Here is a 22,867-nt window from a genome sequence, read left to right on the forward strand (position 1 = left end):
ACCACGGGGTGGTCATTCGTCGTTGAGTCTGCCGATCTGGCCGGTGGTGTGGTGGCCGGGTTGATCTTGTTGGTGTGCACCGTCAGTGTGGCGAGGAACTGATGGGTGCGCGGCACCTCGCTGAAGTCTTGGCGGGCTCGTGACCGGTCCCCGATATTGAGTCCACCTGGTTTTGGAGCCAGGTTGTTGTGATACCGGATTCAATTGATGTTGCAGGTCACGGGGTGGTGGGTGTGCCTGCACCGGGCAGCGTACTCGGCCGGGGTCAGGTAGCCCAGCGCCGAGTGACGGTGTCGATGATTATGTTCGCGCTTGAAGTCGCCGATCACGACGCGGGCTTCGCGCAGGGTGGTCCAGTGGTTGCGGTTGAGGCACTCCTTGCGTAGCCGGTTGTTAAACGATTCGACGTAGCCGTTATTCCACGGCGTACCCGGTGGGATGTACAGCAACCCCACCTTGCCATCGCAGAACCGTTGCAGTGCTTGAGAAATCATCTCCGGGCCGTTGTCCATACGCAGCACCATCGGCGGGCCGCCGGCTTTCTGGAACACCTCCTCGAGCGCGATGACCAGTCGATGGGCGGTGATCGAACGCTCGACCAGGTGCAGCAGTGATTCGCGGGTGTGTTCGTCGATCATCGAGGCGATCTTGACGGCCTTGCCGTCGATGGTGGAGTCGAACTGGAAGTCCAGCGCCCACACCACCTTGGGCGCGTCGGCGACCATCGGTGGGACCGACGGTATCCCAGCCCGCTTACGCGGCGAGGTCACCGGCACCTGCAGGCCTTCCTCCCGCCACAGCCGGTGGACCTTCTTCTTGTTGACCCCCTGGTGCTCGTCATAGCGCAGGGCGGCCCAGGCGCGGCGAAACCCATGGCAGGGATGCTTGAGGGCATACCGGCGCAGCCAGGACCGCAGATCGGCGTCCGGGTCGGCCGGGGTCTGCGCGATCGGCAGGCGCCGGTAGGTGGAGCGGGCAAGCCCAACCGCCTTGCACGCCAACCGTTCCGACATGCCCAAGGTGGTCTTGAGCATGTCCACGGCGCGGCGTTTGGCGGCTGGGCTCAGAATTTTCCAGTGGAGAATAGAACTAGCCCGCTGACGGAAACGGCCTGACCCAGAATTTTCCTGGCCGCCGAAGTGCCTTTCGAAGGACCCGTCGACCCGGACCGTCAGCGGGCCGCCACAACACCACAGTGGAGCACGCGATGTAGTGACCTAATAGGAGCCTGCCACCGCCCCCCAATCCGGCCCATCACTGGCCTGTCCGAACTTCGCGCCACTGCCCCCGAAAGAAAGGCCCGCCACGTGACACCCACCCCAACCAGGCAACGCATCTACTGCGGTATCGATACCCACGCCGACACCCATCACGCAGCAATCATCACCGACACCGGGATACTGCTTGGTCACCGCCAATTCTGCGCCACCGCAGACGGATACGACGAACTGACAGCGTGGATACACCAACACGGTGACCCGATATCGGTCGGCATCGAAGGGACCTCCTCCTACGGTGCCGGCATCAGCCGACACCTCCGCCGTCGCCACATCGCCGTGGTGGAGGTTCCGCGTCCGAACCGCAAGCTCCGCCGAAACAACGGTAAGAGCGACCCCATCGACGCTGAAGCCGCCGCACGCGCCGTCCTGGCCCGCCACCAACTCTGCGAGCCCAAGCACGGCGACGGCCCCATCGAAGCAATCCGAGCGGTCCGAGTCGCCCGATCCAGCGCCGTCAAAGCCGCAACAGCATCAATGAACACCATTCGCTCCATGCTCGTTACCGCCCCCGACGCACTGCGTGCACAGCTGCGCGGTAAGAGCACCGCTGCCCTGCTCGATGCTTGCATTGCGCTTGACGCCGACACCACAGCACTGGCCGACCCGACGAATGCAACAATCCTGGCGCTGCGATCACTGGCACGTCGCACACGCGAATTACGAAGGGAAGCAGACGAACTCAAACACTTCCTCGCGAAACTCATCGACGAAGTGGCTCCCAAAACCTCCGGGGTATTCGGGCTCGGCCCCGACACCGCGTCCGCACTCTTGATCACCGTCGGAGACAACCCAGACCGACTGCGAACAGAGTCGTCGTTCGCGCACCTCTGCGGAGTGGCGCCGATCCCAGCATCCTCAGGAAAGACCACCCGCCATCGCCTGCACCGCGGAGGTGACCGCCGCGCCAATCAAGCACTCCATACCGCGATCATCGTGCGATTGCGATACAGCGAAAAGGCCCGCACCTACGCCGATCGCCGCACCTCAGACGGCAAAACCATGCCCGAGATCATCCGCTGCCAAAAACGCTACCTCGCCCGCGAAGTGTTCACCGCGATCAAACAGGACTACCGAGCAATGACCACTTGACATCTATAGGAGAGTCCTTCGCGACCTCCCGCAGCGCGTCCTTCTCCAACTCGGCCTCGGCCAGCAACCGCTTGAGCCGGCTGTTCTGCTCGCGCAGCTCCTTGAGTTCCTTGGCGGCGGCGGTGTCCATCCCGCCGTAGGCTCGCCGCCAGTTGTACAGGGTGGCCGGCGAGACCCCCAGCTCGGCGGCGATCTGCTCGCCCGTCTTACCCTCGGCAGCCAGCTCATCGGCCCGGCGCAGTTTGCGCACGATGTCCTCAGCGGAATGCCGCTTGCGACCAGACATGTGTTTCATCGTCCCTTCCAGCCCTTGATCGGGCCACAGGACTCTAAAACCAGGCGGACTCATTCATCGGGGACACGCCACTGGCACCCAAGGTGTATGGCCATCTGCAAGCTGGATTTGCAGCCTTACGGTCTTGACCTTGAAGTGCGCCCTTTTGGTCAGAACTTCATGCAAGTTGTTGACCACCGAGCCGTTGAACCCCGGCGTGACCTCGCCGGGGACGATGGTGTCCATGCCGTAATGCGCGGCCTTTTTCAAAGCCGCCTTGGTGAATCCCTTCGACGAGACCAACACCGTCTTATTCACCGGTAAAGCAAGGTTTTTCGCGTGCATTTCCTCGACCCATTGCACGCTCTGGCGACGCTTTGAATCGCGGCACTCGATACCGAGAGACACTTTGCGCCCTACGGTGGCGGTCTCGACAAGGATGTCGACCTCGCGGAGTTCCCCCGTGATGATGTCTTTGAGCATTGCCGACGGAGTCACCTTTATCGACTCGTCTTCACGCATCACCCGCGTGATAAGTGCAACCATTTCTTGGAACTCATTAGTTCGGGCTGGCATCAGAGAGACGCTATCGCTTCGACTGGCCCTATAGGCACTGTGCCCGTCATTCCGAGGCCCGGCAGTCAGCCGACATAGGCGCTACTGAGAACTCGGCCGGTTGGACAGTTTCGAGTCGGCGTCATAGCCCTCGGCTACGGTCTTCAGCCCGACAAGGGTGTCGAGGGGACCATCTATACGCCCAACCACGTCGAAGCCGCCCTCGGGTGTCTCTGTGTAGACCAACTGCACCTTCGCGTCGCCAAGAGCGCCTGACCCCGTGGAGAAGTATGTGCCGTCGTACTCGCCGTGGCGAAGGCTCACATCAGCGACGATTCGTTTGGCCTCGAAGGTGACGATGACATTGACCAGCTCTAAAAGAATTTCGCGGCCCGCAGGGTCAAACCCTTTGGCATAGATCTTCTGGCCGTTGAATTTCGGGTTTGGGTAATCACCCGTGGCGAGGTATTGAAACTTGCCTGTGCCGTATCGCTGCTCACCCTCGCGGTCACCCTCATCCCAAAGTTCTTGGTGAGATTGTGTGTGGTGTTTCCTGACCTGCTCTACGAGACCGTGGAACATCCCCACTTGTACGCCGTCGCCGGTGAAGATCGGAAAAGTTCCGACCATTTCTCGTCGATCCATTTGGCCATCAAGAGAAACGACTATCTCCGTCTTCTTCACGAGAGTGACCCAATGGTGGTACTCCGCTTGCGTAGCGCTGTTGACGACTTGCCCGACGAACTCCTCGGTGACTTCACCGGGTGTGATCGTCTTGATGCCGAACTTGGTGGCGCTCTCTAACGCTTCGGCTGTGAACCCCGAAGACGACACAAGAATCTTGACGTTGGCGCCAAGGCGCTCGAACTTCGTCTTCGCCTGCTCGACCCACAGAACATCCTGCTTTCGCTTCGTATCCCGAGCTTCGATGGCCACGACTGTCCGGTGACCCGCCACCGCACCGACGGCGACGACGTCAATCTCGCGCTTCTTTCCCCCGTCGAGGGTCTCGATTTCGACAGATTCGTGGACGATCGCGCCATCGCTCTTCGCCATGGTCAACAGCGCGATGAGTCTCTGAAATTCGTTAGACCGCTTCGGCATCCTGGACCCCGATTCTTCGTCGACGTTGATGCCACGCTACGTCGATGGTCCGACATCGGCGTCGACGTGGCGGCGTTTATGGCGGCTTACCAGTAAACGTCGCCGTGTTTGAACCTGTCGGTTATCGGATTCCGGCCTCGTGTGTGCAGCATTGTTCGGCACCCACCCGCGGAAGGATCTGCCCGCCTGACCCCCACCCGCGTGTTCAGTACACCTAGCCCAGGGGTCGCCGTTCTCCAGGTGGGCTCCGGCCCTCGCCGACGTCCGCCGAGTTGTCGGAACCAACGCCCAGTGAGGCCAGCCTCGGACCGCCGAGGTGGGTGGCCGGGTTGGGTGGGATCGTTGCGGTTGGTTGCTGGTTGAGGAGCGGTCCGAGCCTGCCCTCCGATGGTCGCGGTGTCACTGTCGCACGGCTGGGCGCTGGTCAGGACGGGCGTGGCCGAGCAGGCTGGGGTGATGGCTGCGGTGGTGACGGTCAACGATGTGCTCGACGGGCATGTGGACCTGGATGTGGAGTGCCTGGACCGGATCTATCTGAACGGCTATGTGCCGAACCTGCAGGTGGGTGGGCAGGTGGTGTCGTTCATGACCGCGCACCTGGGCAATCCGATCCCGTCGCCGGCGATCATGGAGAAGATCGGTACCGCGTTCCGCGCGGCGGTGGACCGCTTCGCTATCGACAACCACATCCCGGTGGTGCGGTTTTCCAAGGACGACCGCAAGATCGATCGGATGCGGCCGTATCTGGCTCGCCAAGCGCGCACCGACCGCTGCGGGGTGGCCGCGATCGGGGTCGCTCAGGAGTTCCAGAATGTGTTCGCCGCGACGAAACGCATGGGCCACAACGGGATTCCGTGGTTTTCGTTCACCAAGGCCGACCGGCGGGTCACCTGCTATTACTTTTACATCTGGGACGCCGATTTCGGGCCGGCGTTCATCAAGATCTGCGCCTACTTCCCGTATCCGATCAAGGTGTGGCTCAACGGCCACGAGTGGGCCAAACGGCAGGCCACCGCCGCCGGGATCGGGTTCACCGAGCTGTCCAACGGGTTCGCCACCTGCGCGGATGATCCCGCCGCGCTGCAGACGATCTGTGACCGGCTGGGCCCGGGGGCGATCGGCGTGTTCTTCGAACGCTGGATGAGCCGGCTGCCGGTGCCACTGACCGAGCACGACCGCGCCGCGGGCTACTGGTGGGAGCTGTCGATGCGCCAGATCGAGGTGTCGCGTACCCTGATCTTCGACGCCCCGCGCCGAGCGCGGGCGTTCTTCGAAGCCCTCGTCGCCGACAATCTCGACATCGGCCGCCCGGACAGTGTGGAATTGATCTTCCACGGGCCCCGACACTTGGGCCGGCCCCCGAAGTTGGACTGCGTGCCGAAAACGAAGATCGTCACCCGTGGCACCGACGTCACCGTCAACGCCTTCTACAAGCATTCCCGCATCAAGCAGTATTTGAAGGACGGGCGCGCTGCGCATCGAGACCGTCATCAACTCACCCGACGACCTGCGCTGTCACCGCCGCCTGGCCCATCTCGACGAGCTGCAGGTCCGCGCCCGTGCGGTCAACCGCCGCCTACTCGATACTGAACGTGTCGGTCAGGGCTGCGTCCTGGCGAGTCCAGCCTTTGAGCGGATCGCCCGGCCCACCCTCACTGAGGATGGCCGCAGGGCCCCGGCCTTACGGTTCGGCGACCCTCGGGTCCAAGCCCTGGCCGGCGCCCTAGCCACCACCGTGCTCGCAGTCACCGGCATCACCAACAAGAGCCTGCGCGCCTTGATGACCGGACTGCTCGACGGCACCGACTACACCACCAACCAGGCCAGCTACGACCTCGCCCGGCTACGCCTCAACCGGCTCATCACCCGAGTCCCCGGCAAGAACCGCTACTGGCTCACCGGCGACGGGCTACGCTTCGCGATCTTCTACACCAAACTCCACGATCGGCTACTTCGCCCGCTGCTGGCCGCCGACCAGCCTCCCGCGCCACCACCAGTACGAAAGGCATTGCACACCATCGACATTCACATCAGCGAAACCATCGACCGGGCTCGGCTCCTGCCGAACGCAGCCTAGAAACTCAAGACAACTCTCAACGATCTAGCGACCAAGGATCGCTAGCTTCGCTTGGTGAGCTTCGCTTGGTGAGGGCGGTGTTCACAATCAGATCAAGTTGAGGTTCAGGCTGCGGTGAGCGCTGCGTTGGTGAATTGATTGAGGTGTTTCTCCAGTTGGCGCCAGGCGTGCGCGAGATCGCTGCGGTTGGCGAGATCTGTTGGGAGCCTTGGGTCTAACTCGGCCAGGCCGGGTGCCAGGACGCGTCCGTAGACCTTGGTGAACAGCACCGCGACGCGGCGGCCCAATGGGGTGAGTTGGTAGCGGTGATGGCCCGGCAGCCGGACGATGAGCCCCTTGCGTTTGAGCCGGCGCAGGTCGTAGGTGGCTTGGCGGCTGGTGTAGGGGCAGCCCAGCAGGGTGGTGACGGCTCGGACCAGGGTGGGATTGTCGAACCCGGCGAGCAGGTGGGTGAAGCCGACGACGGCGGCCAGCACCGCCATCACCCGCGGGTCCCCGAACGGTAGTCCAGGGGCGTGTTGACCGTCGATCTGCGATGGTCGGGTCACCTCGGTGAAGGTGGCCACATCCGGAGCGGGCCGGGCATCGGCTGCTTGCGCGTCGCACAGACGCTGGTTGGCGTGCTCGCCAACCGCCCGTAGGGCTTTCCAGTTCTCGGCGGTGACCCGCCGGCCGATGCCAAAGTCACGGGTGTCGCAGATGACCGTCTCGGTGCGCAACGCCCGGTGCTCCTTGAAATACTGTTTGATCCGACTCGACTTGTAGTAGCAGCTGATCTGCGGGTCGACGCCCTTGGTGATCACCCGGGTGCGCCAGGTACCCGGAGTGGTCCGGATGATCCGCCGGTCGAAGATGAGCGACACCGATTCGGGTCGGCCCACATCGAGGTGATCGCGGATGAGCCCTTCGAAAAACGATCGCCCGGCGCCCGGCCGGCCGAATACCCGGGTGTCGGAGACCTCGAACTGGCGAAACGCCAGCTCGTAGACATAGCCGGCGCGCGCATCGGCGCGGGTCAGCGGCGAGGGCAGCCGCCGCTGCCAGCGCCAAAAGAAGCTTTTCACCGCACCCGAGCCCAGCCGGTCGCAGATCTTCTGCAGCATCTTCGGGTCATCACAGTCGCGGAAGCCGTTGTCCAGGGCGGTGTATCCGATGCCGAGCCGCTCACATTGGCGCTGCGCCCAGGTGTGCCCGTTGAGCCAGATCCACACCGGCCACGGCGCGTAGGCGTTGGTCTTCCAAAACGCCCCACCCCAGTCGGGATCCCACAGGTAGAAATAGAAATGGTTGACGAACGCCATCTGCCGGCCCCACTCCATGTGCGGATGCGCCAGATGCTCTTGACCCTTGGCCTTCCAGGACCGCCACACCGGGGTCTTCTCCTGCGCAATCCCGATCAACACCACCCGCCCGTCGCCACCCTCGCGTTCGGCCGCCTCAATCAGCGGGCGGGCGATCTGCTCCTTGTTCTCACCCTTGGCGAACCGGCGCACCGGGACACCGTTGGCCTTGGCCCACCGGTGCACATCGGCGACATAGGCGTCGCCGATCTTGCCGAACGCCGCCGACGACGGAATCCTGAAACCCTTCTGCCAGTACAAGAACTGGCACACTCCGCCCACGCACTGCAGTTTCGGAATGTAGGCCTGCAAAAAGATCCGGTCTACCGAACGACAGGTCAAAGTGACGTGATCCCGCAGTAAGGTTGCATAGTCGGCCACGATCGTCTCCTTGGTATCAGCAACCTTGAGGCTACGACCGACGCGAGGGATCTCCCACAGCGGAGATCCCTCGCCCTATCAGCAACTCGACCTTTCGGCCGAGTTCCAACCGAGCCAGCTTCTCGATGAGGACGCTCGCTACATTTAGATGAGACCCCTCCCAGCCGTGGGGTCGGAGCTGGAGGTTGCAGATGGATCCCGTAACCCTAATCGTCGCTGCGCTCGCCCTTGGCGCGTCCGACGGCGTCCGCGGCACCGCGAAGCAGGCGATCGGTGACGCCTACTCCGCGATCAAAAGCTTGGTCATAAGTCGCTACGCCTCGGTCAGCGCAGACGTCGAGGGTCTGGAGCAGGAGCCGGAGGAAGAGCTTCGCCGCGCACTGGTTGAGAAGAAGCTCACCCAAGCCGGGGCCGGCGACGATGTGGAGCTGTACGGCCTCGCACAGGCTCTCCTGTCGGCCGTTGAGGACCGGGCCCCGGATCTACCAGCCACCATCGGCGTGGTGATCCGCCGCGCCGCGGTTGGAGGCAACATTGAGGTCGAAGACGTGGCTGTCGACGGCGGAACCGGTGTTGCAGCGGAGGACGTTGCAGCTGGCGGCGATCTTCGGATCAGTCGAGTCGCTGCGCGTGCCCCCCAGGCGCCGCCCCACCCTCCCCAGGCGCGGGAGCAGTAGAGGATTCGTCTGCTTCCGCGCCATCTCTCAGCACCACGCAGAAGAACGTGCTCGTAGGGCGCGACAACAACACCTATTTTTCTATCGGTGCCACGGAGACTGGGAACAGTGGTGGCCGCATCCGCGCGGTGACCGCCTCCGTCAAAGCCGTGCCCATCGGTCAGGGACTGTGGACCGTGACCGTCACCAACGCCAGTTCTGGTCCGATCACCGACCTCGAAGTCGACGTGTACGGCGTTGACGGAGAAGGTAATCGGCTAGAAGACGCATGTCACCCGGCGAAGGGGAAAATCTCGGTGCAGGAACTCTTCCGTGAGATTCTGTCGGGCGGGATGAGTGGAACTCTCGATGCAATCGGCTCCCGCGCTCAGTCGATGTATCCGCCCGGGATGGTGGCCGGGATGCCAGCGAATCTTGGTGCGTACGGCGGAATGTTCACCGACCACATCTTGACTGCCCCAGGTCTTTCCTCAATTCTTCGGAACGCGCAGCAGCAGATGGTCGATAAATACCCCCAGGTCATCCCGAGGGACCAGTCTTCCGAGGTGCTGTACAGCGCACCGAGGGTAGTTGAGGTGCGCGTTGATCTCCGGTTCGCCGACGACGTCGGCAACCTTTGGCGTCGACGGCACGGTCAGCAACCCGAGCCGGTAATGGAAGGCGAGGACAGCTAGTCCGTGGTCCGTTGGCGGACCGAGCCACCGGTCAAGCGTCTTCTCAATAGCGACGCCTCGCCGCCCTTTGGCACCGGCAGGCGGGCCCTAGGCCCGCTGCACGGGAGGAATATGCAGGGATCGAATATGCAGGGTTACCAGTAAACCACGCCGTATTGCCCTGCTGCCCAACGTGTCTCGCCTATCGGGCTAGCCCGAGGAATGCCATCATCGCGCGCTCCACCTCGACGACTTGCTCGGCTGTGAGCCGGCCGACTCGGGCGTCGACGTTCGACCTTCTGACGGTCGTGAGTTTGTCGATCATCACGTCACTATCGTGGTCGAGACCAGATAGTCGACCATCTCCACCGGCTATCCGAATGCGCATCAGCGGAGCGTCCACGAGTGTGCTCGTCATCGGCGCGACTGTCACCGAGTTGGTGGCGTCAAAAAGATCATCCTGAACGATCACGGCGGGACGCGGCTTTGTCGCGTAGACACCCCCCGCTACGGTCCAGATCTCCCCTCGGTTCACTCCTCGTCCCATGGCGCCGAGACAGCCTCAACGAAGTCCTGGTCATCGCTGTTTTCGTCCGCCCGTGCGATCAGTGAGGCCTGGCGATGCGCCTCAGCGGCAAAAGCCTCGGTGCGCACGTCGGGGACCCAGACCTGTAGCGGCCGCAGGCCCCGCTCCCGCATCCGTCGTCGGTACTCGCCGACTCTTTCCCTCACTGCCATGCCCCAATGTTACATGTAACATGCGACGTTGGCGCCGGACATTCAGAATCGGCCCGACCAGCAAACAAGCGGCCCGGCTCCTACTCGTGCTCGCCCCTTCGCGTGTGCCGCCTGAAGCTGGCAACAGCACGGGCATCGCATGGTTGATCCGATGTGTTGGTACACCGCGTGCACCCAGACGGGAATACGACGAGATCGAATATGGCGGGTTACCAGTAAACGTCGCCGTATTGCACTGCGTTCCAAGCAGTTTCAGACCTCTGTCAGCGAGTGACCTCGATGAGCTCACCCTTGATGGCCCAGCATGGACCGGCCGGATCAGCGGCCAGCAATTCGCCGGCGACGCACCAGTGGTCTGCGGGGTTCCACTGCACCCCCTGGCCGAAGGGCTTCACGAGTCGATGTACCACGCCGAGTGCGGCCCGGCGTTGGTCAAGCAGGTGCTTCTCGATTTCTACAGGCTCCGCCGGAAGGACGTTCGCGAGCTGTCCAACAACGTGAGGCAGGGCCGTCGTGTCGATGTGGGCGTGGAACGCGCTAATCACCCCGTCAAAGATGCCCTTGACCAGTCCGCCCCACACCGGTTGACGCCCGTGCGCGGGCCGGACCTGGACTCGGACCGCGAATGGCGTCTCAGCGGCGCTCGCCGGCGCGGCAACGTCGACCTTGTCGCGGTCGTACGCGCGGACCAGCGCCAGCCACACCTGTGACAGCTTTTTTTCGCCTACGAACTCACCCAGGTCGGTCCAATCGAACGACGCCAGGATCCGCCCCTGCTGCCAGTGGGTGAAGGTGTCCGACCGTGGCGCGAGTGCATACCGGTAGCCGAACCGATACTCGGCACCATCGGGAGCCGGCGGCACGGCGGCGCCGTTTTCGAAGCGGATCCCGTAGCGTCCGGCGATACTAAATGAGTCGATGTTGTAGAGCGCGAGGTTCTCGACGTCGGCGTTGGGATTCTTGCGGCCAAAGAACGTGGCGTGCAGTACCTGCCCAACCGACGGCACGAGCTGGCCGCAGCGAGTCCGAATCTCCTTCCGTAGACACTCTTGCCAGGCAGGGCGGTTCTCGAAGCGGATATAGTCATCGGCCCAGACCTCGACCCCAAAACTGTCGGCCACCGGTCCATGGATCTTCGCGCGGCCCTCGAGCATCGGGGCCGCCATCACTTGCTCAGTCGGCTTCGGTGAAGGATGAAGCAACTCATGGCGCACCATTTTGCCCTCAACGACCGACAACCGACTTGTCACCGGAGAGGCACGCAACGGTCCCCTGCTGCGGAGGCCTACTACCTCGCGCCGCGCGTCGACAATCGAGTCCCAGACGCTCACCTGTCGCGGCGGCTAAGGTCCACACCATAATGGCGTCCCCAGAACCACGCTAGCAAACAAACGGCACAGCTACGCCCTTCGCTCTACGAGCGCGCCCGCCCACGGATAGACCGCTTGGCGATCCGACTTCTTCGATTATTGCCCGCCGTCGATGCACGTGTTCGGCCTCCGAGGAATACGACGGAAACGAATATGGCGGGTTACCAGTAGGTCACTCCGTACCACGGCACATCCGATGTTCGGCCCCCGCGGCGGCCAAGTTTCGCCGCATCGCTGCCCGCGCTCACTGCGGGCCAACGTCGCCGTGCAACGCGCCCTACTGGTCGCGATCTGGAACATCGACACCACGGGCTACCACGTCACCCCCGAGGAGGCGTCCTGACCACTCACCTCCGAAGGCACCTCACGTCAATCTTCTCGTCAGGCCAGATCGGCGAACACGTCCCCGGGGTGCGTACACCCACGGGCCGCGGTAGGTATCAGCCAACGCGGCGGTGACCTGCGTCGATAACCCGGTCCGATCGGCGAGTTCACGAAGCAGGCCCATCCCGGCATGCGACACGACACCATGGCCGTCCGCGGAGACTTTCACCCGTGGTGCGGTCGCGATATTCTTCACCTGCCAGGTGCCTTCCAGCTGGAACGATCTGAACCTTAGACAAGTCCGATTATTCCCTGCAGGACAGGCACTTTCGCTTATCTACACACCGCCCCAAGCGACAAACCACGAAAGATCTGGGCCAGCACGCGGCGGACCCGATGAGAAGCAGCCGGCCGACGTCGCACAATTCCACAGCCGAGATTGACACCTGGGCATCAGATGACCCGTCCGGCTCCTCCCATGGCTCGCGCTGCGCACCGCAGCGGCGCAGGGGTGCACGCCGCGAGCAATCAGAACGAGCGGACAGGCATCGTGCTCTGCGCGGTAACCCACTGCGTTTCCGTGAAGGCATCCAGGTTCGCGCCGATGCCGCCGACCCGCCCGCCGTTGCCGGAGGACCCTACACCTCCGAACGGGGCCACCGCCTCATCTCCGACGGTCTGATCGTTGACGTGCACCAGGCCGGCGGGAATGCGCTGCGCGAGTTCGAAGCCTTTCATGGCGTCGGCTGTCAGGATGCTCAAGGACAGGCCGTAATCGCAGCTGTTCGCAATCGCGATGGCTTCCTCGATCGAGCCGAATGTTGCCACCGGCGCCACAGGGCCGAAGACCTCGTCCTGAAACGCCGGGGCGGACAACGGTGTATGCGCCAAGACAGTAGGCCGGTAGAACAACCCGTCGTAGCATCCGCCGGCCGCGAGGGTGGCGCCCGCATCCACGCTCTTGGTCACCGTGGCGTGGATGTGGTCGCGCTGTCTGTCATCGATGATCGGGCCGAGCGCGACGTCACTTGTGAAGGGGTCACCGACGGTCAACCGGTCGGCATGCTCGGCTAGCAGTGCCGTGTAACTGGCGGCGACGTTCTCGTGCACGAGGTGACGGCCTGCCGCCATGCAGATCTGGCCCTGGTGCATGAACGATCCGAAAGCCCCTGCCGAAACCGCCTTTTCGAGGTCGGCGTCGTCGAGCACGATCAGCGCGTTGTTGCCACCGAGCTCGAGGTGGGCGCGTTTGAGGTGGCGTCCGGCCAGTTCACCGACAGCGCGCCCCGCGCGAGTCGATCCGGTGAACGCGATGACGCGCACTGAGGGGTGGACCACAACAGCTTCGCCCGCCTCGGCGCCACCTGGTAGCACGCTCAGCAGTCCGGCGGGCAGGCCCGCTTCTTCGAAGATGCGGGCGAGAACCACTCCCCCGCAGATGGCGGTGCGCGGATCCGGCTTGAGGAGCACGGCGTTACCGAGCGCCAACGCAGGCGCGACAGCGCGGATCGACAGGACGATCGGGAAATTGAAGGGCGCGATGACCCCGACCGTGCCCACCGGGATTCGGCGCGAGAAGCTGAGCCTGGGCTGTTCCGAGCGCAGCACCTCACCGTATGGGTGTGCGGCGAGCGCCGCGGCGTTGTGACATTCCTCTGCGGCGGTGTGTGTTTCGATGGCGGCCTTGGCGGGGACACTGCCTGCCTCCCGCACGACCCACTCGGCGATCTCGTCGGCATGCTCCTCGAACAAGATGCCGGCACGGCGGAGAACCGCAGCCCGTTCGGTGAAAGGTCGAGCGGCCCAGTCAGTTTGAGCATGCACGGCCCGGTCTGCGGCACGTGCCACGTCTTCTGCGGTCGTCATGCCGATCGTCGATAGTTGTCTGCCCGTCGCGGGCTCGATGACGGCGTGGTCCTCGGCACCGGCGCGTATCCACTCACCGCTGAAGATCCTTGATTCCCAGACCGGTTGGTCCAGCAACCGCGGTGCGGGGTGATGGTCTTGCGTGCACATTGTCATATCTCCGTTTCGTCCGTGATCGATGGTTACTGAGCGGTTATGCACGGTGCTACCCGGCGGGACGGTGGTCTTCTGGCAAGCAGGTGCGCGTCGCTCCCGCCCGCCCACGAGAATTCGATGCCGACTGGAAGGCCAGTGGTGGCACCGAGACCGACGGGGACGGAAATGCCTGGCAGTCCGAGTGTCCCGCCGAGGTCACCATGGCGGATGAACGTCGAGAACGTGGGCACCGTGCGTTCGTTCAGCTCGATCACGTCGTCCTGGCCGAGCGGCCGTGCCACGACCGGCGTAGTCGGAACATGAAAGCGTCCACGCCTGCCGACGACAACCGCTGCGCGAGTTGCCTGCGCAGATCGCCCAGGCTGGCCAGATTCCGGCGGTAGGCGCGTGCACAGACGGTGGCAAGCCCATTTGTCACCGCGCGACGCACATCGGGGGCTGCGGATCGCGGCGAACACGGTATCGACGCCCGGAAGTCCGCGGGAGCGCAAGTATGTGCCGAGCGCGTCGGGCGCCTCAGACCACACGATTGGTGCGGCGATCTCCGCGGTCCTGTCGATGATGTCGTCGATGCTGATGTCGATGAACGACACTCCGGCGGCCGCGAGGGCCCCGGTTACCCGCTCATAAGCGGCCGTGACGTCCGGATCGAGGTCCTCGCCGTGTAAGGGTGTCAAGCCGATACGCAAACCGGCCGTGGTGTCGCGAGCCCCAATCGGTGGGCGCTGCGCGAGAACCGAATCCAGCAGCAGTATGTCGTCGATGCTGCGGGCGATCAGACCCGCGGTATCCCTGGTGGGCGAAAGCGGAACGATTCCAGTACCTGGGTATCGACCCACCGACGGCCGGAATCCGATCACTCCGCACAAGGCTGCCGGTACGCGGACCGAGCCGCCGGTATCGGTGCCCACGCCCGCCGGTGCGACACCCAGTGCCACCGCGGCGGCGGTGCCGCCGCTGCTCCCCCCGGCGATTGACGAGAAGCTCCACGGGTTGTGCACCGGGCCGTGAAAAGCGTTGTTGGACGTCGTTCCGAGGGCCAGTTCGTGCATGACGTTCTTGCCGCTGATGTGGGCCCAGGCCGTGCGGTGACGTTGCACGACCGCGGCGTCGGCGAGTGCGGTGTTGGCCGCGAGTGCAGGGGTTCCGGCGGATGAGGCCGTCCCTGCGACGTCGATGCTGTCCGTGACCACCACGGGAATTCCGAACAACCTGCCGGATCGGACATGGTCGTCCACGGTGGACAGCGGGGGCCGGGTGACGGTCATCGTGTTGTACTCGGCGACCTCGGCGGCGCGGCGGTACAGGCTCGCGGCGTACCGCCCGGTGTCGAGCAGGCCCGCGGTGAGCAGGCGTCGAGCTTCGAGGAACGTGCGGTCGAACAGCGCCTCTTCGTCCAGCTGGCCCGGCGCCGACGCCGACGCGCCGTCCGTGGTCACGATGTTCGCCTGTTCATCCAGTTCTGTCTCCATGACGCACGTGGTCGAAAGTGTTGTAGGTCAATGTCAACGATGGCTATCGTCCGAACAATGTTTCCTCTCAGCATGTGGAAGTACGGTGATCCTTGATGAGTCGAAGGACCGATCGGTGAGCGAATCCAGAAGTTCATTGGCGCGGGCGCTATCTATCCTCGAGTCGTTCAGTGAGGACCGGCCCGAGCAGACCTTGGGCCAGATCGTCGATACCACGAAACTCCCGCCGGCCACCGCTCACCGGTACCTCGCCGAACTTGTCCAATGGGGCGGCCTCGACCGCACAGGCCGCGGGACGTACACCGTCGGCACCCGGCTGTGGCAGCTCGGCGCCCTCGCCCCAAAAGAGCGCCAGCTGCGCGACGTCGCCCTTCCGGTACTGGAAGACCTTTTCGAGACAACGCACGAGGTGGTGCATCTCGTCGTCCTCGACGGCACCCGCGCGCTCTACGTCGAGCGGCTCGCGCCGCAGTCGCGGAGGGGTACCACTGTCTCGTCCCAGGTGGGCTACCGACTGCCCCTGCACGCGACCGGACCCGGGAAAGTGTTGCTGGCCTTCGGTACCGCGACGCTGCGGGAATCGGTTCTGTCCGAAGAATTGCCGAAGATGGCATCCGGGACCATCACCGATCCCGATCTTCTGCGCAAGGTCCTATCCGACATTCGCACCACCGGATTCGTCATCTCGCGAAACGAGATGACCGAGGGCAACGCGTCGGCGGCCGCCCCCGTCTTCGGTAAGGACGGCACCATCGTCGCCGCGATCTCGGTCGTCGTGCCAGCCGCCCACCCGAACCTGGCCGGCCTGGCCCAAGGCGTTCGGGTCGCGGCCGCCGTCATCTCCCGCAGCCTCCGCCAGGACGGCAGACGCTGATCGGGACAGGAGCCGTCAGGGTCTGCTGAGGTCGATGCTCTCTGCAGCGGCCCGGACGCTCTCCGCGCCGGTCCGGAGCGCGTCCAGTTCGGCGGCCGACAGGTCCCACTCGACAATGTCACGCACGCCGTCCCTGCCGAGCAGCACCGGCACGGTCAAACTCGCACCTTTGGTGCCGTATTCGCCGTCGAGAACCACCGAGACCGGTACCGGCTCAGCGGACTCGGCGAGCATCGCCTCGACGAGCAGGGCCGTGCCACGGCCGGTGCTCCAGGTCGATGTCCGTCCGGAGTCCAGGGCCACGTGGGTGACATACCAGGAGTCGATGTAGTCCCTCGCGATCGCCCTCTGCTCCGCATCGAGCCGCACGGGTGATCCGTCGACTCGCAGGGCGTCGTAGAGCGGTACCTGCCCCGCTCCGTGTTCGCCGAGCACCCACGCCTCGATGCGGTGCGCCGAGACGCCCAGCGCGCGGCTCAATCCGGTACGCAGACGCAGGCTGTCGTTGAGTGTGTAGCCGAGGATTTTTCGCCGATCGAACCCGGTGCGCTGATGTAACCAGGTGGCCAGCGCGTCGGCGGGGTTGGTGAGCATGATGAGCGCACCGTCCCAGCCGGAACTGATCAGCGGTACGGCGAGCTCTTCGACGATCCGAGCGTTGTCGGTCAGGAACACCGATCGAGAGGTGTTCAGCCGCAACGGGACTGCGGCGCTGAGAATGACGATGTCGGAATCGGCCGCATCTTCGGCGGTACCGGCACGGACCGTCGAGAAGCCGTCGACGCCTGCCATGTCCTGCATGTCCATCACATGGCTGGTCACCATGTTGGGCTTGGTGTCGACGATGACGATGTCGTACGTCGCGCGCCCGCGCAGCAGGTTGAAGGCGACGGAGGATCCGATACCGCCCGCGCCTCCGAAAATCGTGACTTTCGCGGAGATGTCGTTCATGGGATTTCTTTCTGCTCGGGGGTCGTTGGATGTCAGGGCTGGAAATCTCGGTCGGTCAGGACGGCGACTTCGAGGACCAGTGGGCTCTTGCGGGTGGACAGTGTCGGGATCACCTCGTCGAGGATCTCGGTGAGTTCAGCGATCCCGGCCGCGCGGCTGACGGGACAACCCAGGCTGGTGGCAAGGCCACTGATCGAGACCTCCTCGAAGGCCGGCCAGGGCGCCGGCCCGGTGCCTTCCTTCTCCGCCAGCCGGTCCATGATCGCGTAGCGGCCGTTGGCGAGGACCACGAACAGGGCACCGATGTCGTACCGCGCGGCACTCCACAGCGATTGGATGGAGTAGAGCGACGAACCATCGCCGAGCACGGCGACCACCGGACGCTCCGGGGCGGCCATCTTCAACCCGATGGCCGCCGGCATCGCGAACCCGAGCCCGCCCATGGCGGCGCTGACGAAGCCGAGCGGTTCGCGGGCGGGAAGCAACTCGTGCAGGTCGGGTCGGCTCGAGGGGGCCTCCTCGACGACGATGGTGTTGCGTGGCAAGCGGTCGCTGAGCGCGACAAGGACATGCGCGGCACGTAGCGGCGAGCCGTCCTGGGCAGGCGCGGGCCGTTGCACCTGGCGGGCCTGAACCGCTGCTTCGGGGCCGGCAGGCACCTCGGCGGCGAGCATCGCGGCGAACTCGGCCGGATCGGCCAGGATCGCGAGATCGGCTGGGCTGCGGGCGGCTTCATCGCTGTCGTCGGTGACCACGACCACCGAGGTGCCGTCGGGGACGAGGGGACCGTCCTCGAACGGGTACTGACGAAACACCGGCGCACCGATCGTAACGACGAGGTCGTGGGGCAGGAGTACCGCCCTCAGCCGGGAACGACCTGCCGGCAGATGCCCGGCGAACTGCGGGTGATCCTGCGGGAAGCCCGCGCGGGCACCGAAGGACTCCTGATAGACCGCGCAGCCGATCCGCTCGGCCAGTGCGGTGGCCCCCCGCCAGCCGGCGGCGCTGTCCAGCCCTGCCCCGACGACGAGCGCCGGATTGCTGCTGTCGCCGATCAATCCGGCGACCTCGGTCACCGATTCTTTCCGCGGTAGCCGGTCGACGAGCATCCGGACCGGTGCCGCGACCTCGACTCCGGCTGCGGTGGCAAGCCAGTCGTCCATCGGGACGATGATCAACGCCGGGCCGCGACCTATCCTGGCCTCATGCCAGGCCCGCGCGATCGAGCCGGGCACGTCCTGGGGCCGAACCGGCTGATCCACCCACACCGGGTAGTCACCAGCCAAGCTGGGCAGGTGGCCGGCCAGAAACGGCTCAAGCGCCAGATGACGTCGATCCTGCTGGCCCACGATGACCACCAGCGGCGCCCGGTTGACCCGAGCCGTGGCCAATGCACCGACGGCATTGCCCAGGCCCGCCGTGGTGTGCAGGATGACGAGCGAGGGACGCTCGGCGGCGAGTGCGTGCCCGGTCGCGATTCCCACCACAGAAGCCTCGTGCAGACCCAGCACGAATTCGAGGTCGTCGGGGAGGTCGGTGAGCAGAGACACCTCTGTGGACCCGGGATTGGAGAAGATCGTCGTCATCCCCAGTCGCCGGAAGACGTCGAACGCCGCGTCACGAACAGTGGCCATCAGGTGTAACTCCTGTTTTCGAAGGGGATTTCGGCTATGAACTCATCGGGCATCGGAGGCCGCGACGGTGCGACGCGGCGGGAACGCATGCAGCGCGATCTCGTTGTAGGGACGGCCTTGGGCACCGGCATTTCTGCGCCCGGCCAGGCTGCCGAACCAGGCGAGTGCGAACGCGACGGGGACGGTCACGATCGCCGGAATGCTGAGCGGGAAGAGTGCGTTGTCGCCCAACACATTCGGACCGATCGCTACGAGCACGATGCTCAACAACAGCCCACCGGTGATGGCGGCCTGGGCGCCGGTCCTGTTGAATCCGCGCCAGTAGATCGTGAGTACCAGAACCGGCGTCAGGGTGGCTGCGGCGATGGAGAAGGCGACGTTCGCGAGGAATCCGACGTTGAGGTTCTGCGCCCCCAGGGCGAGCACGATCGCCAGAATCGAGATGACCACACCGGCAACCCGGCCGACGATCAGTTGCCGGCGCGGACTCACGTCACCGCGTTTGATGACGTTGGTGTACAAGTCGTGTGCCGCAGCACCCGAGGCGGCGATGGCGATCCCCGCGAGGACCGCAAGGATGGTGGCAATCACGACGCCCGCGAGTACCGAGAGCAGCACGTTGCCGCTGACGGCCTCCGCGAGGCGGGCGACCGCGAGGTTGCCACCCTTGTTGTCGGCCACGATCGTGTCGCGGCCGACCTCGTTGAGGGCGGCGTAGCCGAAGATCGGCAACAGCAGGAAGAACACGGAGAAGATCGTCATCGCGATCAGCGCCGACGACCGCGCCGCGCGGGCGTTCTTTGTCGTCAGGAAGCGCAGCATCACGTGCGGCAGCCCCATCACACCGAGGCTCAGCCCGATGATCAGCGACAGGTTGTTCCACGCCGAGGTGGAATCGAGGCGGTGCGCGCTGACCACCTCGGTACCGAACCTGGTGGACGCCTCCACGAGCGGGCCCACGGGATTCCATCCCGTCCGGGAGATCACGAACAAGAGCAGGATGAAGACGACGACGAGCAGCAGGACACTCTTGAAAATCTGAATGTAGGTCGCGGCCACCATCCCCCCGAGCAACATGTACACCGTCATCAGCACCGCTAGGACTACCACCGCGACGGAAAACGGTACGCCCAGAAGCAGTTCGGCGAGAATCCCGGCTCCCACGAACTGGATCATCATGTAGATCACGCTGATCACCAGGGTGGTGACCGCCACGGACGCACGCAGCAGTCGACCGTCGAACCGGAACGAGACGACGTCCGCGAGCGTGAATTTACCGAGGTTGCGCAACGGTTCGGCCACGATAAGCAGGACCAGGAGAAACGCCGTCGGAATGCCGATTGCCAGATAGAAGCCACTGAACCCGGTCAGAGCGACCGCTCCGGTGATGCCTAACAGCGAGGCCGCCGACAGTTGCTCACCGGCGATTGCCAGCCCATTCTGCAATCCGCTGACGCGTTGGCCGGCCACGTAGTGGTCTCCGGCGTCGGAATTACGCCGCGCGGCCAGCGCAGCCAGACCCAACGTGGCCACCACGATTGCCCCCACGATGATCATCGACAGCGCATGCATCAGGCGCCCTCGCCGTCATCGTCGAGCCGGTTGCTGCGCACGCAGTGCACCAAGGCAACCGCCAGAACCACGAGGAAGTTGAAGAACGCCGCGATATAGGCGATGCCGACACCGCCGATATGGCCGTCGAAGACCGGGGTGAACAGCATGAGCACCGTCAACGCGAGAAGCAACGCGAAGGCTCCCCCACCGCTGCACAGTTTGCGTCGAATTTGAATTCTCGTGTCGGGCGGTAGAGTTCGAGACGGCTGCACGCCCCGGTCAACGGCTGAAGGAATCATGGGCTGGCTCCGAGCGAGGGTCGAGGGTTATGTGTCGGGACACATCCGCGTACCAGGAGTACTGCGGCCCACACACGATGGCCTGTGGGGCGGACGCGCCGAAAGTGCTCATCTCGGCATGCGGAAAAGCTGAGGTCAACCGCGGTCCCCAGCGGCGACGTCCGGCCAGCCGGTGTAGCCCTCCGCGAGGTAGGTGGCACCGGCTTCGGAAGTGACCAGACTGGTGAGCTCGGCGAGCTGACGCTGCTCGTCGAAGTCCGAGGTCTGGGGCAGTCGGTGCAGCATGGTCGCGGGTCTGAGCGTGAGCGCCGTTTCGCCCCGCAGCGGCAAACCCCAATAGCGGCTACCCGTCCGTCTGTCTGGCGGGGCTCAGCGCATCGGGCGGCCTCCGTATTGGATTTGGCGGTCTACGGATTCGCGCAGGTTCTCAATCTAGCTGGCGGTTACGTCAGCGTCGGCTTGCGCCGTGTGTGTGCACGAGGACATCGAATAGTCGCGCCCGCGCATGGGAGTCAAGGCCGTTCGTTGGACGGACGAGGGCTCTGCCGACGTGCCGATCCGGAATAAACCCCGCACCCGGGTGACTTGGCTCAAGAGTCGCCCCTTCCCCCGACACCAGGAGCATTGATGACCCGCCCCATCCGCGTCGCCGTGCAGATCCAGCCCGGCGGCACGCCCGACTACGCCACGTGGCGCGACGCCGTCCTGGCTGCCGACGACCTCGGCGTCGACGTAATCTTCGGCTACGACCACTTCCACCGCCCGGCGATGGAGGCCATCGTCGACGGCAAGCCCGTCCTGAGAGACGAGCAGCCCGACGTCGCCAACTTTGAGGGTTGGACCGCGCTCGCGTCGTGGGGCGAGATCACCTCACACGCCGAGATCGGGCTCCTCGTCACCGGTGTCGGCTACCGCAACGCGGACCTGCTTGCTGACATGGCGCGCACCGTCGACCACATCAGCGGCGGTCGGCTCATCCTGGGTCTCGGCGCGGGGTGGTTCGAAAAGGACTACACCACCTACGGTTACGACTTCGGCACCTTCGGCTCCCGCTTCGACCTGTTCGATGAGAGCCTGATCCGCATCGAGAATCGGCTCGCCGCACTGATTCCGCCGCCCGTGCGCAAGCTACCGATCCTCATCGGTGGCACGGGCCCTAAGCGCTCGCTGCCAGCCGTTGCCAGGCACGCCGACATCTGGCACGCGTTCCAGGACCTTGACGCGTTCCGCAGGTCCAGCGATCGCGTCGACGAGTTGGCAGCGACGTTCGGCCGCAACGGCGCCGACATCGAACGCTCAACGCTCTGGGAGGACGCCGATAGCGCCGATGCCTTCCGCGGGATAGGCGTCACGTTATTCCAGACCGAACTCACCTCCGACGAAGGCTACGACCTTACGTCTCTCAAGCAGGTGATCGCATGGCGGGACAACGGGTGACCTTCGGCCAAAGCTGCGCCCTCCCCTAGGCGTAGTGACTGGCATGTACTGTCGCGCCAAGGCTTGGGAATATGTCGGAATCGAATATGGCGAGTTACCCGTAATCGACGCCGTTTTCATCCGATGCATCACGCGTCATCACCGATGGTTGAAGGGTGACAACAATATTGAGACTGGACGGCGGTGACGGTGTCGTTCTCAGAGATCGAGGACGATGCGCAGTGCCGCATCAACGCGGCGCATCTCCTCGAAGCTGAGGAACCCGATGCTCTTGCCGAGACGGCCCGGGTCCACCGCCGCGGCCTGCTCGGCAAGCACGCGGGTGTTCGCGCCTCCGATTTCAACCTCGGGACGAAAGCTGGCGGCACGAGCCGACGTAGACGTTGGCGCAACCAGCCAGGTCGACAGAGGCAGCTGGTCTGACTGGACGACGACGGCGTAGCGGGAACCCGACTGCTCGTGACCGCGGCTCCCCCGCTGGGTATGCAACTGAAAGACCTCACCACGCACGCAGCGTCTCCATATCGCGCAGCACCTGCATGGCCTCAGCGCGATCGGACTCGTCTTCAACAAGGCTTTCCGCCTCGGCGCGAATCGCCGCGCTGGCCTTCCGTCGTGCCGCATCGATGAGAGCAGATCGAACGGCTGCGGACACAGCCGTGCCATCTTTGGTCAAGACCTCCAGCGCCTTCGATGTGTCTTCGTCGGGCCGGAAGGTAATCGTGTCAGCCATAGCAACAGTGTACGACGTTTTGTAAGACA

At 64.4% G+C, this 22,867-nt stretch carries 25 protein-coding genes and 1 pseudogene; 8 read left to right on the forward strand and 18 right to left on the reverse strand.

Annotation, left to right across the window (positions count from 1 at the left end; genetic code table 11):
- Positions 1–200: 200 nt before the first annotated feature.
- Complete coding sequence (locus ADBZ6K_RS05710; protein WP_526345266.1) at positions 201–1,196, reverse strand: IS3 family transposase; 996 nt, start codon at positions 1,194–1,196, stop codon at positions 201–203.
- Between the two features lie 111 nt (positions 1,197–1,307).
- On the opposite strand from ADBZ6K_RS05710, the gene ADBZ6K_RS05715 reads away from it, so the two are divergent.
- Positions 1,308–2,369 carry an IS110 family RNA-guided transposase gene (locus ADBZ6K_RS05715; protein ID WP_526344912.1) on the forward strand — a complete coding sequence of 354 codons (1,062 nt, stop codon included), beginning with the start codon at positions 1,308–1,310 and terminating at the stop codon, positions 2,367–2,369.
- On the opposite strand, the gene ADBZ6K_RS05720 is transcribed toward ADBZ6K_RS05715, so the two are convergent.
- The 3 genes from ADBZ6K_RS05720 to ADBZ6K_RS05730 form a co-directional block, all read right to left on the reverse strand.
- Positions 2,338–2,655, reverse strand: coding sequence for a transposase (locus tag ADBZ6K_RS05720; RefSeq protein ID WP_526344913.1), 318 nt, complete (start codon positions 2,653–2,655; stop codon positions 2,338–2,340). The two genes, ADBZ6K_RS05715 and ADBZ6K_RS05720, sit on opposite strands and share 32 nt — an antisense overlap.
- Before the next feature lie 63 nt (positions 2,656–2,718).
- Positions 2,719–3,219, reverse strand: coding sequence for a hypothetical protein (locus ADBZ6K_RS05725; RefSeq protein WP_526344914.1), 501 nt, complete (start codon positions 3,217–3,219; stop codon positions 2,719–2,721).
- Positions 3,220–3,300: 81 nt separating this feature from the next.
- The gene (locus tag ADBZ6K_RS05730) at positions 3,301–4,254 is read right to left on the reverse strand and encodes a restriction endonuclease (protein ID WP_526344915.1); all 954 of its coding nucleotides are present in this window, start codon (positions 4,252–4,254) and stop codon (positions 3,301–3,303) included.
- A gap of 444 nt (positions 4,255–4,698) precedes the next feature.
- Here ADBZ6K_RS05730 and ADBZ6K_RS05735 point away from each other — a divergent pair, with 444 nt between their 5' ends.
- Both ADBZ6K_RS05735 and ADBZ6K_RS05740 read left to right on the forward strand, forming a co-directional pair.
- Complete coding sequence (locus ADBZ6K_RS05735) at positions 4,699–5,892, forward strand: hypothetical protein (RefSeq protein WP_526344916.1); 1,194 nt, start codon at positions 4,699–4,701, stop codon at positions 5,890–5,892.
- A gap of 145 nt (positions 5,893–6,037) precedes the next feature.
- Positions 6,038–6,379, forward strand: a complete 342-nt coding sequence (locus tag ADBZ6K_RS05740; protein ID WP_526344917.1) for a hypothetical protein — start codon at positions 6,038–6,040, stop codon at positions 6,377–6,379.
- 104 nt (positions 6,380–6,483) lie between these two features.
- Here the strand turns inward: ADBZ6K_RS05740 and ADBZ6K_RS05745 are convergent, their stop codons facing one another.
- On the reverse strand, positions 6,484–8,100 hold the full coding sequence (locus ADBZ6K_RS05745) for a hypothetical protein (protein WP_526344918.1): 1,617 nt from the start codon (positions 8,098–8,100) through the stop codon (positions 6,484–6,486).
- Between the two features lie 191 nt (positions 8,101–8,291).
- Here ADBZ6K_RS05745 and ADBZ6K_RS05750 point away from each other — a divergent pair, with 191 nt between their 5' ends.
- Entirely contained in the window at positions 8,292–8,777 is a 486-nt protein-coding gene (locus ADBZ6K_RS05750) for a Het-E N-terminal domain-containing protein (RefSeq protein WP_526344919.1), read from the forward strand.
- Between the two features lie 47 nt (positions 8,778–8,824).
- The gene (locus tag ADBZ6K_RS05755; RefSeq protein ID WP_526344920.1) at positions 8,825–9,451 is read left to right on the forward strand and encodes a hypothetical protein; all 627 of its coding nucleotides are present in this window, start codon (positions 8,825–8,827) and stop codon (positions 9,449–9,451) included.
- 181 nt (positions 9,452–9,632) lie between these two features.
- Here ADBZ6K_RS05755 and ADBZ6K_RS05760 read toward each other — a convergent pair whose 3' ends face one another.
- The 3 genes from ADBZ6K_RS05760 to ADBZ6K_RS05770 all read right to left on the reverse strand — a co-directional run bounded on the left by ADBZ6K_RS05760 (position 9,633) and on the right by ADBZ6K_RS05770 (position 11,385).
- Positions 9,633–9,965, reverse strand: a complete 333-nt coding sequence (locus ADBZ6K_RS05760; RefSeq protein WP_526344921.1) for a type II toxin-antitoxin system PemK/MazF family toxin — start codon at positions 9,963–9,965, stop codon at positions 9,633–9,635.
- Positions 9,962–10,168, reverse strand: coding sequence for an antitoxin MazE-like protein (locus ADBZ6K_RS05765; RefSeq protein WP_526344922.1), 207 nt, complete (start codon positions 10,166–10,168; stop codon positions 9,962–9,964). Before ADBZ6K_RS05765 ends, ADBZ6K_RS05760 begins: the two co-directional genes overlap by 4 nt.
- Positions 10,169–10,431: 263 nt before the next feature.
- Entirely contained in the window at positions 10,432–11,385 is a 954-nt protein-coding gene (locus ADBZ6K_RS05770; protein ID WP_526344923.1) for a hypothetical protein, read from the reverse strand.
- A 349-nt stretch (positions 11,386–11,734) separates the two neighbouring features.
- Here ADBZ6K_RS05770 and ADBZ6K_RS05775 point away from each other — a divergent pair, with 349 nt between their 5' ends.
- Positions 11,735–11,881 (forward strand): hypothetical protein, encoded by a 147-nt coding sequence (locus ADBZ6K_RS05775; protein WP_526344924.1) that lies wholly within the window; start codon positions 11,735–11,737, stop codon positions 11,879–11,881.
- A 41-nt stretch (positions 11,882–11,922) separates the two neighbouring features.
- Here the strand turns inward: ADBZ6K_RS05775 and ADBZ6K_RS05780 are convergent.
- The 3 genes and pseudogenes from ADBZ6K_RS05780 to ADBZ6K_RS05790 all read right to left on the reverse strand — a co-directional run.
- Positions 11,923–12,118: pseudogene (locus tag ADBZ6K_RS05780) on the reverse strand (IS1380 family transposase); the annotation flags it as partial.
- Between the two features lie 272 nt (positions 12,119–12,390).
- On the reverse strand, positions 12,391–13,878 hold the full coding sequence (locus ADBZ6K_RS05785) for a benzaldehyde dehydrogenase (RefSeq protein ID WP_526344925.1): 1,488 nt from the start codon (positions 13,876–13,878) through the stop codon (positions 12,391–12,393).
- Positions 13,879–13,910: 32 nt separating this feature from the next.
- Positions 13,911–15,356: an amidase family protein gene (locus ADBZ6K_RS05790; RefSeq protein ID WP_526344926.1), complete on the reverse strand. Its 1,446-nt coding sequence runs from the start codon at positions 15,354–15,356 to the stop codon at positions 13,911–13,913.
- Between the two features lie 115 nt (positions 15,357–15,471).
- On the opposite strand from ADBZ6K_RS05790, the gene ADBZ6K_RS05795 reads away from it, so the two are divergent.
- A complete protein-coding gene (locus ADBZ6K_RS05795) occupies positions 15,472–16,230 on the forward strand; it encodes an IclR family transcriptional regulator (protein WP_526344927.1) in 759 nt (252 codons plus the stop codon).
- Between the two features lie 15 nt (positions 16,231–16,245).
- Here ADBZ6K_RS05795 and ADBZ6K_RS05800 read toward each other — a convergent pair whose 3' ends face one another.
- From ADBZ6K_RS05800 to ADBZ6K_RS05820, 5 genes are all read right to left on the reverse strand, one after another.
- Entirely contained in the window at positions 16,246–17,181 is a 936-nt protein-coding gene (locus ADBZ6K_RS05800; RefSeq protein WP_526344928.1) for a malate dehydrogenase, read from the reverse strand.
- A 32-nt stretch (positions 17,182–17,213) separates the two neighbouring features.
- Positions 17,214–18,815: a thiamine pyrophosphate-binding protein gene (locus ADBZ6K_RS05805; RefSeq protein WP_526344929.1), complete on the reverse strand. Its 1,602-nt coding sequence runs from the start codon at positions 18,813–18,815 to the stop codon at positions 17,214–17,216.
- Positions 18,816–18,857: 42 nt separating this feature from the next.
- Positions 18,858–20,387, reverse strand: a complete 1,530-nt coding sequence (locus ADBZ6K_RS05810; protein ID WP_526344930.1) for a solute symporter family protein — start codon at positions 20,385–20,387, stop codon at positions 18,858–18,860.
- Positions 20,387–20,560, reverse strand: a complete 174-nt coding sequence (locus tag ADBZ6K_RS05815) for a hypothetical protein (RefSeq protein WP_526344931.1) — start codon at positions 20,558–20,560, stop codon at positions 20,387–20,389. The genes ADBZ6K_RS05810 and ADBZ6K_RS05815 overlap by 1 nt, the downstream gene beginning before the upstream one ends.
- Positions 20,561–20,803: 243 nt before the next feature.
- The gene (locus ADBZ6K_RS05820) at positions 20,804–20,953 is read right to left on the reverse strand and encodes a hypothetical protein (RefSeq protein WP_526344932.1); all 150 of its coding nucleotides are present in this window, start codon (positions 20,951–20,953) and stop codon (positions 20,804–20,806) included.
- Positions 20,954–21,295: 342 nt separating this feature from the next.
- On the opposite strand from ADBZ6K_RS05820, the gene ADBZ6K_RS05825 reads away from it, so the two are divergent.
- Entirely contained in the window at positions 21,296–22,105 is an 810-nt protein-coding gene (locus ADBZ6K_RS05825; RefSeq protein WP_526344933.1) for an LLM class F420-dependent oxidoreductase, read from the forward strand.
- Between the two features lie 198 nt (positions 22,106–22,303).
- On the opposite strand, the gene ADBZ6K_RS05830 is transcribed toward ADBZ6K_RS05825, so the two are convergent.
- Both ADBZ6K_RS05830 and ADBZ6K_RS05835 read right to left on the reverse strand, forming a co-directional pair.
- A complete protein-coding gene (locus ADBZ6K_RS05830; protein ID WP_526344934.1) occupies positions 22,304–22,615 on the reverse strand; it encodes a type II toxin-antitoxin system PemK/MazF family toxin in 312 nt (103 codons plus the stop codon).
- A complete protein-coding gene (locus tag ADBZ6K_RS05835) occupies positions 22,605–22,838 on the reverse strand; it encodes a hypothetical protein (protein ID WP_526344935.1) in 234 nt (77 codons plus the stop codon). Before ADBZ6K_RS05835 ends, ADBZ6K_RS05830 begins: the two co-directional genes overlap by 11 nt.
- Positions 22,839–22,867: the final 29 nt, after the last annotated feature.

It is taken from the genome of Mycobacterium sp. (assembly GCF_044223235.1).
In the GTDB taxonomy this organism is placed as follows: domain Bacteria; phylum Actinomycetota; class Actinomycetes; order Mycobacteriales; family Mycobacteriaceae; genus Mycobacterium.

Excerpts from the sequence above, each read along its gene's own strand:
- ADBZ6K_RS05720 (WP_526344913.1), bottom strand. The coding sequence starts at position 2,655 with ATGTCTGGTCGCAAGCGGCATTCCGCTGAGGACATCGTGCGCAAACTG.
- ADBZ6K_RS05725 (WP_526344914.1), bottom strand. The coding sequence starts at position 3,219 with ATGCCAGCCCGAACTAATGAGTTCCAAGAAATGGTTGCACTTATCACG.
- ADBZ6K_RS05730 (WP_526344915.1), bottom strand. The coding sequence starts at position 4,254 with ATGGCGAAGAGCGATGGCGCGATCGTCCACGAATCTGTCGAAATCGAG.
- ADBZ6K_RS05750 (WP_526344919.1), top strand. The coding sequence starts at position 8,292 with ATGGATCCCGTAACCCTAATCGTCGCTGCGCTCGCCCTTGGCGCGTCC.
- ADBZ6K_RS05765 (WP_526344922.1), bottom strand. The coding sequence starts at position 10,168 with ATGGCAGTGAGGGAAAGAGTCGGCGAGTACCGACGACGGATGCGGGAG.
- ADBZ6K_RS05770 (WP_526344923.1), bottom strand. The coding sequence starts at position 11,385 with ATGGTGCGCCATGAGTTGCTTCATCCTTCACCGAAGCCGACTGAGCAA.
- ADBZ6K_RS05775 (WP_526344924.1), top strand. The coding sequence starts at position 11,735 with ATGTTCGGCCCCCGCGGCGGCCAAGTTTCGCCGCATCGCTGCCCGCGC.
- ADBZ6K_RS05785 (WP_526344925.1), bottom strand. The coding sequence starts at position 13,878 with ATGTGCACGCAAGACCATCACCCCGCACCGCGGTTGCTGGACCAACCG.
- ADBZ6K_RS05790 (WP_526344926.1), bottom strand. The coding sequence starts at position 15,356 with ATGGAGACAGAACTGGATGAACAGGCGAACATCGTGACCACGGACGGC.
- ADBZ6K_RS05800 (WP_526344928.1), bottom strand. The coding sequence starts at position 17,181 with ATGAACGACATCTCCGCGAAAGTCACGATTTTCGGAGGCGCGGGCGGT.
- ADBZ6K_RS05805 (WP_526344929.1), bottom strand. The coding sequence starts at position 18,815 with ATGGCCACTGTTCGTGACGCGGCGTTCGACGTCTTCCGGCGACTGGGG.
- ADBZ6K_RS05810 (WP_526344930.1), bottom strand. The coding sequence starts at position 20,387 with ATGCATGCGCTGTCGATGATCATCGTGGGGGCAATCGTGGTGGCCACG.
- ADBZ6K_RS05820 (WP_526344932.1), bottom strand. The coding sequence starts at position 20,953 with ATGCTGCACCGACTGCCCCAGACCTCGGACTTCGACGAGCAGCGTCAG.
- ADBZ6K_RS05825 (WP_526344933.1), top strand. The coding sequence starts at position 21,296 with ATGACCCGCCCCATCCGCGTCGCCGTGCAGATCCAGCCCGGCGGCACG.
- ADBZ6K_RS05835 (WP_526344935.1), bottom strand. The coding sequence starts at position 22,838 with ATGGCTGACACGATTACCTTCCGGCCCGACGAAGACACATCGAAGGCG.